The sequence below is a fragment of the Stenotrophomonas sp. 05L44_2 genome, assembly GCF_056665995.1.
The window spans coordinates 1-8,242 of sequence record NZ_JBFTNR010000095.1 but is presented as its reverse complement, the minus strand read 5'-3'; the positions used below and the strand labels follow the sequence as shown (position 1 = coordinate 8,242).

Below are 8,242 nucleotides of genomic sequence, written 5' to 3'. Positions count from 1 at the left end.
TCGATGACGTGGAGTTCTCCGCCGAGGATGCCACCCGCACCGAACTGGACTACCTGATCGAGGTCTCGCGCGTGGCGATCGCTGCCGGCGCCACCACCATCAACCTGCCCGACACCGTCGGCTTCACCACGCCGGAAGAGATCCGCACGATGTTCCAGCAGGTCATCGCTGGCGTCGCCGATGTGCCGAACGCAGCCAACGTGATCTTCAGCGCCCACTGCCACAACGACCTGGGCCTGGCCGTGGCCAACTCGCTGGCCGCCATCGAAGGCGGCGCGCGCCAGGTCGAATGCACCGTCAACGGCATCGGTGAGCGCGCCGGCAACTGCTCGCTGGAGGAGATCGCGATGGTGCTGAAGGTGCGCCAGGCTTTCTACGAGCAGGACACCGCCATCGACACCCCGCGCATCGTCGGCACCTCGCAGCTGCTGCAGCGCCTGGTCGGCATGCCGGTACAGCGCAACAAGGCCATCGTGGGTGCCAATGCCTTCGCCCATGAGTCGGGCATCCATCAGCACGGCATGCTGCGCCACCGCGGCACCTACGAAATCATGCGTCCGGAAGACGTGGGCTGGGAAGATTCGCAGATGGTGCTGGGCCGCCACAGTGGCCGCGCTGCCGTCGAAGCACGCCTGCGCGCACTGGGCTTCTGGCTGGAAGAAGACGAGCTGAAGCTGGTGTTCGAGCAGTTCAAGGGACTGTGCGAGCAGCAGCGTGTTGTCACCGATGCCGACCTGCAGACGCTGATGCAGGGCGGCTCCAATGCGCAGGGCTACCGTCTGGCTTCGATGACCATCAGCGATGTCGGCAGCCGCGCCAACGCGCTGGTCGAACTGTCCGACCCGGACGGCAACCGCGTGGCCGAGACCGCGCAGGGCGACGGCCCGGTCGATGCGCTGTTCGGCGCATTGTCGGCTGCCACCGGCGTGCAGCTGATGCTGGACAGCTACCACGTGCACAGCGTCGGTATCGGCGCCGACGCGCGTGGCGAAGCCAACCTGAGCGTGCGCCACGAGGGCGTGGAGTACGACGGCACCGGTACCAGCAAGGACATCATCGAAGCGTCCGCGCTGGCCTGGCTGGACGTGGCCAACCGCCTGCTGCGCCAGCGCCAGGCCAACGCCGGCATCAGTACTGAATCACCTGCCACCGCCACCGCCTGAGGAATGTGAGATGAGCGCCTTCGACACCGCAACCACCRCCAGCAGCGCTGGCCAGCAGTGGAATGCCCAGGACTATGCGATCGATGCCGGCTTCGTGCCGACCCTCGGTGGCGCCGTTGCGCGCCTGCTCGATGCGCGTGCCGGTGAGCGCATTCTCGACCTGGGTTGTGGCGATGGCGTGCTCACCACCGAACTGGCCCTCAGCGGCGCACATATGCAGGGCGTCGATGCCTCGCCGGAAATGGTGATCGCCGCGCGTGCGCGGGGCGTCGATGCGCAGGTGATGGACGRCCACGCCCTGGCCTTCGACGGTGCGTTCGATGCGGTGTTCAGCAACGCCGCCCTGCATTGGATGCCCGACCCGGATCGCGTGCTGGAGGGTGTGCGCCGCGCCCTGCGCCCCGGCGGGCGCTTCGTCGCCGAGTTCGGCGGCCATGGCAACGTGGCCACGATCACTGCCGCCGTGCAGGCTGCGCGCGTCGCCCATGGCCATGGTGCCAGCGCATTCCAGTGGTACTTCCCCACCGCCGATGCCTACGCAGACCGCCTGCGCCAGCATGGCTTCCAGGTGCAGCTGATCGAATGCCTGCCGCGACCGACCGCGCTGCCGACCGGCGTTGCCGGCTGGCTGCGGGTATTCGCCGCTCCACTGCTGGACGACCTGCCGGCCGAGGCGCGCGCCACGGTGCGCGATGCCGCCACGGCCCTGCTGGCCGACCTGCCGCGCAATGCCGCCGGCCAGCCGCTGGCCGACTACGTGCGCCTGCGCGTGCTCGCGCGGCGCCGCTGACCTGCTCCTGTTACTTTCTCTTCGATGCCCGTTACTCCGTACTCCTGCCAGGCAAACGCATGACTTCCGCACCCCGCACCCTGTACGACAAACTGTGGGACGCCCACGTGGTGGTTCCAGAAACCGACAGCGCGCCCGCCGTGCTGTATATCGACCTGCACCTGATCCATGAAGTGACCTCGCCGCAGGCCTTCACCGAGCTGCGCGAGCGTGGCCTGAAGCCGCGCCGTCCGGATCGGACCAAGGCCACGATGGACCATTCAACGCCGACCCTGCCGGCCGCTGCCGACGGTACGCTGCCCTACGCCAGTGCCGCCTCCGAAGCACAGGTCGCGATGCTGGCGCGCAACTGCGCCGAGCACGGCATCGAACTGTTCGACATGGCCTCGGACAACCGCGGCATCGTCCACGTGATCGCACCGGAACAGGGCTTCACCCAGCCGGGCATGACCATCGTCTGCGGCGACAGCCACACCTCCACCCACGGCGCATTCGGGTCGCTGGCCTTCGGCATCGGCACCAGCGAAGTCGGCCATGTGCTGGCCACGCAGTGCCTGCTGCAGCGCAAGGCGAAGACGCTGGCGATCACCGTCGATGGCAAGATCGCGCCGGGTATCGGCGCCAAGGACGTGGTCCTGCACATCATCGGCGTGATCGGCGTCAATGGCGGCACCGGGCACGTGATCGAGTTCCGCGGCAGCACCATCGAAGCGATGGACATGGAACAGCGCATGACCCTGTGCAACATGTCGATCGAAGCCGGTGCACGCGCCGGCATGGTCGCGCCCGACCAGGTGACATTCGACTTCGTCGCCAATACGCCGCGTGGCCCCAAGGGCGCCGACTTCGACGCTGCCGTTGCCCGCTGGACGCAGCTGCGCAGCGATGAAGGCGCGCGCTTCGACAGCGAGGTGCACATCGATGCCGTCGATATCCGCCCGACCCTGACCTGGGGCACCCACCCCGGCACCGCCATCGCGGTGGATGCGCCGATCCCGGCRGCCAACGATGCCGCCGCGCAGAAGGGCCTGGATTACATGCACTTCCAGGCGGGACAGACGCTGGCCGGCACGCCCGTGGACGTGGTGTTCGTCGGCTCCTGCACCAATGGCCGGCTGAGCGACATGCGCGAAGTGGCACAGGTGCTGCGTGGCCGTCGCATCGCCGAGCGCGTGCGCATGCTGGTGGTGCCTGGTTCTGAAATCGTCAAGCGCCAGGCCGAGGCCGAAGGCATCCATGAGATCGTGCGCGCGGCCGGTGCCGAATGGCGCSAGCCGGGCTGTTCGATGTGCMTSGCCATGAATGGCGACCTGGTCGCCCCCGGCCAACTGGCGGTCAGCACCAGCAACCGCAACTTCGAAGGCCGCCAGGGCCCGGGCTCGCGCACGCTGCTGGCCTCGCCGATGAGTGCTGCCTGGGCCGCGGTGCAGGGCCACGTCGCCGATGCCCGTGAGCTGTTCGCCCAGGAGGTGGCCTGATGAGCGGCTTCCGCACCCTGAGCTCGGCCAGCGTGGTGCTGCGCCAGACCAACATCGACACCGACCAGATCATTCCGGCGCGGTTCCTGTCCACCACCGAACGTGCTGGCCTGGGCCGCAATGCGTTCAACGACTGGCGCTGGCAGGCCGATGGCTCGCCCGTGGCGGACTTCGCCTTCAACCAACCGCACAATGCCGGCCGCAGCATCCTGCTGGCCGGGCGCAACTTCGGCTGCGGCTCATCGCGCGAACATGCGCCGTGGGCACTGACCGATCTCGGCCTGCGTGCCATCGTCAGCAGCGAGATCGCCGACATCTTCCGCGGCAATTCGCTGAAGAACGGCCTGCTGCCGATCGTACTGGACGAGGCCGACGTGCAGCTGCTGATGCAGCGCCCTGACGATGAGCTGACCATCGACGTTGCGGCGCGCGAGCTGCGCACGCCCGATGGCCGCGTCTACTCCTTCCCGTTGGACGGCTTCTCGCAGACCTGCCTGCTGGAAGGCGTCGATCAACTGGGCTATCTGTTGGGCCGTGTCCCTGAAATCGAACGTTACGAGAGTGAGCATGCACGCTGAAATTGTTGTCCTGCCCGGTGATGGCATCGGCCCGGAAGTGGCCGCCGCCGCGGTCGCCGTTCTGAACGCCGTCGCCAAGCGCTTCAACCACACCTTCACCTTCAGCGAGCACGACATCGGTGGCATCGCCATCGACCGCCACGGCGAACCGCTGCCGGCGTCGACCCTGGCCGCGTGCCAAGCCGCCAACGCTGTGCTGCTGGGCGCCGTGGGCGGGCCGAAGTGGTCCGACCCGAACGCCAAGGTCCGCCCGGAACAGGGCCTGCTGGCGATCCGCAAGGCGCTGGGCCTGTATGCCAACCTGCGTCCGGTGCGCACCCATGAAGCAGCACTGCACGCCTCGCCGATCAAGGCCGAGCTGCTGCAGGGCGTGGACTTCGTCGTGGTGCGCGAACTGACCGGTGGCATCTACTTCGGCGACAAGACCCGCGATGYCGACAGCGCAAGCGATCTGTGCCGCTACACCGTGGCCGAGATCGAGCGTGTGCTGCGCAGTTCCTTCCGGTTGGCGCAGCAGCGTCGCGGCAAGGTCACTTCGGTGGACAAGGCCAACGTGCTGGAAACCTCACGCCTGTGGCGAGACGTGGCCGCGCGCATCGGCCGCGAGGAATTCCCGGACGTGGCGCTGGAACACCAGCTGGTCGATTCCATGGCGATGCATCTGCTGGCCAAGCCACGCGAGTACGACGTGATCGTGACCGAGAACATGTTCGGCGACATCCTCACCGATGAGGCCTCGATGCTGGCCGGTTCGCTGGGCCTGCTGCCATCGGCATCGCTGGGCGAGCCGGGTGCGGTGGGTATCTACGAGCCGATCCACGGCTCGGCACCGGACATCGCCGGCAAGGGCATCGCCAACCCGTACGCGACGATCTTCAGCGCGGCAATGCTGCTGCGCCATTCGCTGGGGCTGGAAGACGAAGCAGCAGCGGTGGAAGCGGCGGTRCACGCGGTGCTGGACGATGGCGTGTTCACCGCAGACCTGGCCGCCAAGGGCCACGCGGTGAGCACGGCGACGGCCACCGACGCGGTGCTGGCCAAACTGGGATGAATGATCGGGGTACCGGACGGCGTCCGGTACCCGTTCTCTCTGCGCATCCCGCACTGACTCACTCAGTGCGGGATGTTCGCGCTCTGCGGATCGCTCGCGGCCGCGCGCATCTGCGAGCTGCTGCATCCGGTCAGGACAGTGCCGTCGTCAGCTCTGGCCACCACGCGTTCATGGATTCGGATGCTGCCTGAAGGCAAGCCGCTGCGCGACGCTTCGCGTTGCCAGACCTGCACGCCGGCCTGCTGGTGAGCAGTTGTCAGAACGGCATCGAGCAACACGCTTGCCACGTTGATTCTGCCAAGGTCTGCAGCGAACAGGCCGGCCGGTGCGGCCAGCACCTTGTCGGTGGCGATGCCCTGGATCTGCAGCGGCGTCTGCAGTTCGATCTGGAAGACGGGAAGCACCGTGCCGTTGATCGCATGCGTGGGTGCCGACACTGCGTGCACCTCTGCCGGCCATTCGCCCTGCGGCTGTTCCATCACCTGCTGCAGCAAGCGCCCAACGCGGCGCAGGGCCGCATCGTCGGCACGGCACTCGATGGCCGCAGTGAGGTCATTGGCATCTGCACGCTGCTGCCGATCCAGTGGCAACGTTCCCTGCGTGCTGGCAGATTGGGCAGTACATCCCGACCGATAGCCGTCGCCATCGCTGCTCACCATGATCGACGGGGCCGACGTGTTGCCATCAACCGATCGTGCGGACCACACCCGGAAAGGTTCACGCAGCGTGCTCGACTGCAGCTGCAGGCCATGGCGCGCAACGATGCGATCACGCGCTGCAGCATCGATGGCAATGGACAACCCCTGCGCGTCTGCGAATACGCGCTGGGTCCGGACGCCCTGCGCGGTCAACGGCACCGGCATATCGATGACCGTCACCGAAGCAGCGTCGGCGTCTCCGGCCTGCTCGAAATGCCAGTCACGCAGATGCAACGGGCGACCGGCCGGATCGCCGTAACGTGCCGCCCGCAGGGTGCTGGCGACGGTCTGCCGGGTATCTGCACTGGCACGGCATTCGAGCACGGCAAGCAGGTTCTGCTGGAAGCGCAGGGCCTCGGTCTGCGCCGGCTCTGCATCGGCATGGCCGCAGCAGGCAACCAGCATCAACACGCAAGCGCGGATCGTGCGAGGGAACATGCAGGCTCTCCGGCCCCGGGACAGCCCGCTATTGTGCCCGTGAACGCCCTGAAGCTGTCCACTTGGGGATCTACTGCGCGAACCCAAGTCTCGCATGTCTCTACTTGGTGGTGTAACCGCCATTGACCAGGATGGTCTGCCCGGTCATCCACCAACCGTCGGTCACCAGGAAGCGGATCCACGGCACGATGTCGGCGATATCGGTCAGGCCGGTGCGGGTGAACGCCGACAGCGCCGCGGCGGTCTTGTGGTAGGCCTGCGCATCGGCACTCTCGGCCGGATAGAAGAACGGCGTATCCATCGGCCCGGGGCCGATCGCGGTCACCGAGATCCCACGCTCGCCAAACTCYTTCGAYGCCGCGCGGGTGWAGTGYTCMACCGGCGCCTTGGTGCCCGCRTAGSYGGMATAGAACGGCGTGAACGCRCCCAGCARCGACGTSACCAGCGTGCAGATGCGGCCGCCGTCGTTGACATGGCGCCCTGCCTCCTTGAGGAAGAAAAAGGCCGTCTTCGCATTGACCGCGCTCATCTGGTCGTACTCCGCTTCGCTGATGTCCAGCATCGGCTTCTTCAGCACTTTGCCGACGGTGTTGATGGCGATGTCGGGGCGACCGACGGCGGCGACCGCGTCGGCGAACAGGCGCTCCATCGCAGCGGCCGAGGTCAGATCGGCCTGCAACGCCACGGCCTTGGCACCTGCGGCCTGCACCGCCGCAACGGTCGCCTCGGCGTCGGCCTGGGTGGCGGCGCTGTTGTAGTGGATGACGATGGCCTTGGCGCCCTGTACGGCGAAGTCGCGGGCGATCAGCCCGCCGAGGTTCTTGGCACCGCCGGCGATCAGCACGGTCTTGCCCTGGATACGGTGGTCGGTCATGGCATCGGTCTCGGGAAGAGGCTGCCGGGCTGGCAACCCTGTGCCGACGACGATATCGTGCAGAAATTGCGGATAAAGACCGCAACATTGACTTAACTTTCCAAAGCGGGCGAACAATGGACCGGATCGAGCGTTTCCGCATCTTTGCCCGGGTGGTGGAGTGCACCAGCTTCACCCGCGCCGCCGACCAGCTCGGCCTGCCCCGCTCCACTGTCTCGGCGGCCGTGGCGGAACTCGAGCAGCGCCTGGGCACGCGCCTGCTGCAGCGCTCCACCCGGAGGGTCTCCACCACCCACGATGGCGACACCTTCTACGTGCGCTGCCTGCGCCTGATCGCCGAGGTGGAAGACGCCGAGTCGCTGTTCCGCCAGGACGACGCACAGCCGAGTGGCCTGTTGAAGATCGATGTACCCAGCCGGATCGGCCGCCGCATCATCGCCCCGGCGCTGCCGGACTTCTTCGCACGGCACCCCCAGGTCGAGCTGGACCTGGGCATGACCGATCGCGCGGTGAATCTGATCGAGGACGGCTGCGATGCGGTGCTGAGGGTGGGCCAGCTGGGTGACTCCAGCCTGGTGGCCCGCACGCTGGGCCAGCTGGACTTCGTCAACGTTGCCGCGCCGGCGTACCTGCACGCGCACGGCGTACCGCAGCACCCCACCGACCTGCAGCAGCACCGCGCGGTGAACTATGCGTCGCCGACCACGGCGCGGGTGGAGCCGTGGGAATGGCAGGACGGCGCGCAGCTGCGCACGCTGCCGATGCCCGGCTGGGTGCGGGTGAACAGCGCCGAGGCGTCGATTGCCTGCTGCGTAGCAGGGCTGGGACTGCTGCAGATTCCACGCTACGACGTGCAGGCCGAACTGCAAACCGGTGCGCTGGTGGAGGTGATGCCCCAGTACGCGGCGCAGCCGCTGCCGGTGACCCTGTTGCTGCCGCACCGGCAGCATCGCGCGCAACGTGTGCAGGTGTTCCTGGATTGGCTGGTGCCGCTGCTGCGTGAGCGGCTGCAGTTGCAGGGGTGATCGGCCSGGCGGCTGCCCGGCRCCCGCAGAKGCRACTGCAACTGCAAMAGCCAGAGCGGCTCTGGGTTGTTGCTGGGTTGGCGGGGAGGGGGCAGCTGGCGGGACACGCCGCTAGTACGTCCCTGTAGGCTCGGCCACGGCATCCAT

The 8,242-nt window shown here is 67.4% G+C and carries 8 protein-coding genes; 6 read left to right on the top strand and 2 right to left on the bottom strand.

What is annotated here, in order from left to right:
• From AC1VAN_RS05245 to leuB, 5 genes are all read left to right on the top strand, one after another.
• Positions 1 to 1,163 (top strand): 2-isopropylmalate synthase (locus AC1VAN_RS05245; protein WP_480985397.1); only part of this gene is annotated, 1,163 nt, incomplete at its 5' end.
• A gap of 10 nt (positions 1,164 to 1,173) precedes the next feature.
• Positions 1,174 to 1,953: a class I SAM-dependent methyltransferase gene (locus tag AC1VAN_RS05240; RefSeq protein WP_480985396.1), complete on the top strand. Its 780-nt coding sequence runs from the start codon at positions 1,174 to 1,176 to the stop codon at positions 1,951 to 1,953.
• A gap of 59 nt (positions 1,954 to 2,012) precedes the next feature.
• On the top strand, positions 2,013 to 3,431 hold the full coding sequence (gene leuC, locus AC1VAN_RS05235) for a 3-isopropylmalate dehydratase large subunit (RefSeq protein ID WP_480985395.1): 1,419 nt from the start codon (positions 2,013 to 2,015) through the stop codon (positions 3,429 to 3,431).
• Positions 3,431 to 4,009, top strand: a complete 579-nt coding sequence (gene leuD, locus AC1VAN_RS05230; protein ID WP_032977269.1) for a 3-isopropylmalate dehydratase small subunit — start codon at positions 3,431 to 3,433, stop codon at positions 4,007 to 4,009. Before leuC ends, leuD begins: the two co-directional genes overlap by 1 nt.
• Positions 3,999 to 5,060: a 3-isopropylmalate dehydrogenase gene (leuB, locus tag AC1VAN_RS05225; protein WP_480985394.1), complete on the top strand. Its 1,062-nt coding sequence runs from the start codon at positions 3,999 to 4,001 to the stop codon at positions 5,058 to 5,060. The genes leuD and leuB overlap by 11 nt, the downstream gene beginning before the upstream one ends.
• Positions 5,061 to 5,122: 62 nt before the next feature.
• On the opposite strand, the gene AC1VAN_RS05220 is transcribed toward leuB, so the two are convergent.
• Positions 5,123 to 6,196 carry a hypothetical protein gene (locus tag AC1VAN_RS05220; protein WP_442252289.1) on the bottom strand — a complete coding sequence of 358 codons (1,074 nt, stop codon included), beginning with the start codon at positions 6,194 to 6,196 and terminating at the stop codon, positions 5,123 to 5,125.
• 100 nt (positions 6,197 to 6,296) lie between these two features.
• Positions 6,297 to 7,070: an SDR family oxidoreductase gene (locus AC1VAN_RS05215; RefSeq protein ID WP_480985393.1), complete on the bottom strand. Its 774-nt coding sequence runs from the start codon at positions 7,068 to 7,070 to the stop codon at positions 6,297 to 6,299.
• Between the two features lie 116 nt (positions 7,071 to 7,186).
• Here AC1VAN_RS05215 and AC1VAN_RS05210 point away from each other — a divergent pair, with 116 nt between their 5' ends.
• Positions 7,187 to 8,095 carry a LysR family transcriptional regulator gene (locus AC1VAN_RS05210; protein ID WP_025874141.1) on the top strand — a complete coding sequence of 303 codons (909 nt, stop codon included), beginning with the start codon at positions 7,187 to 7,189 and terminating at the stop codon, positions 8,093 to 8,095.
• Positions 8,096 to 8,242: the final 147 nt, after the last annotated feature.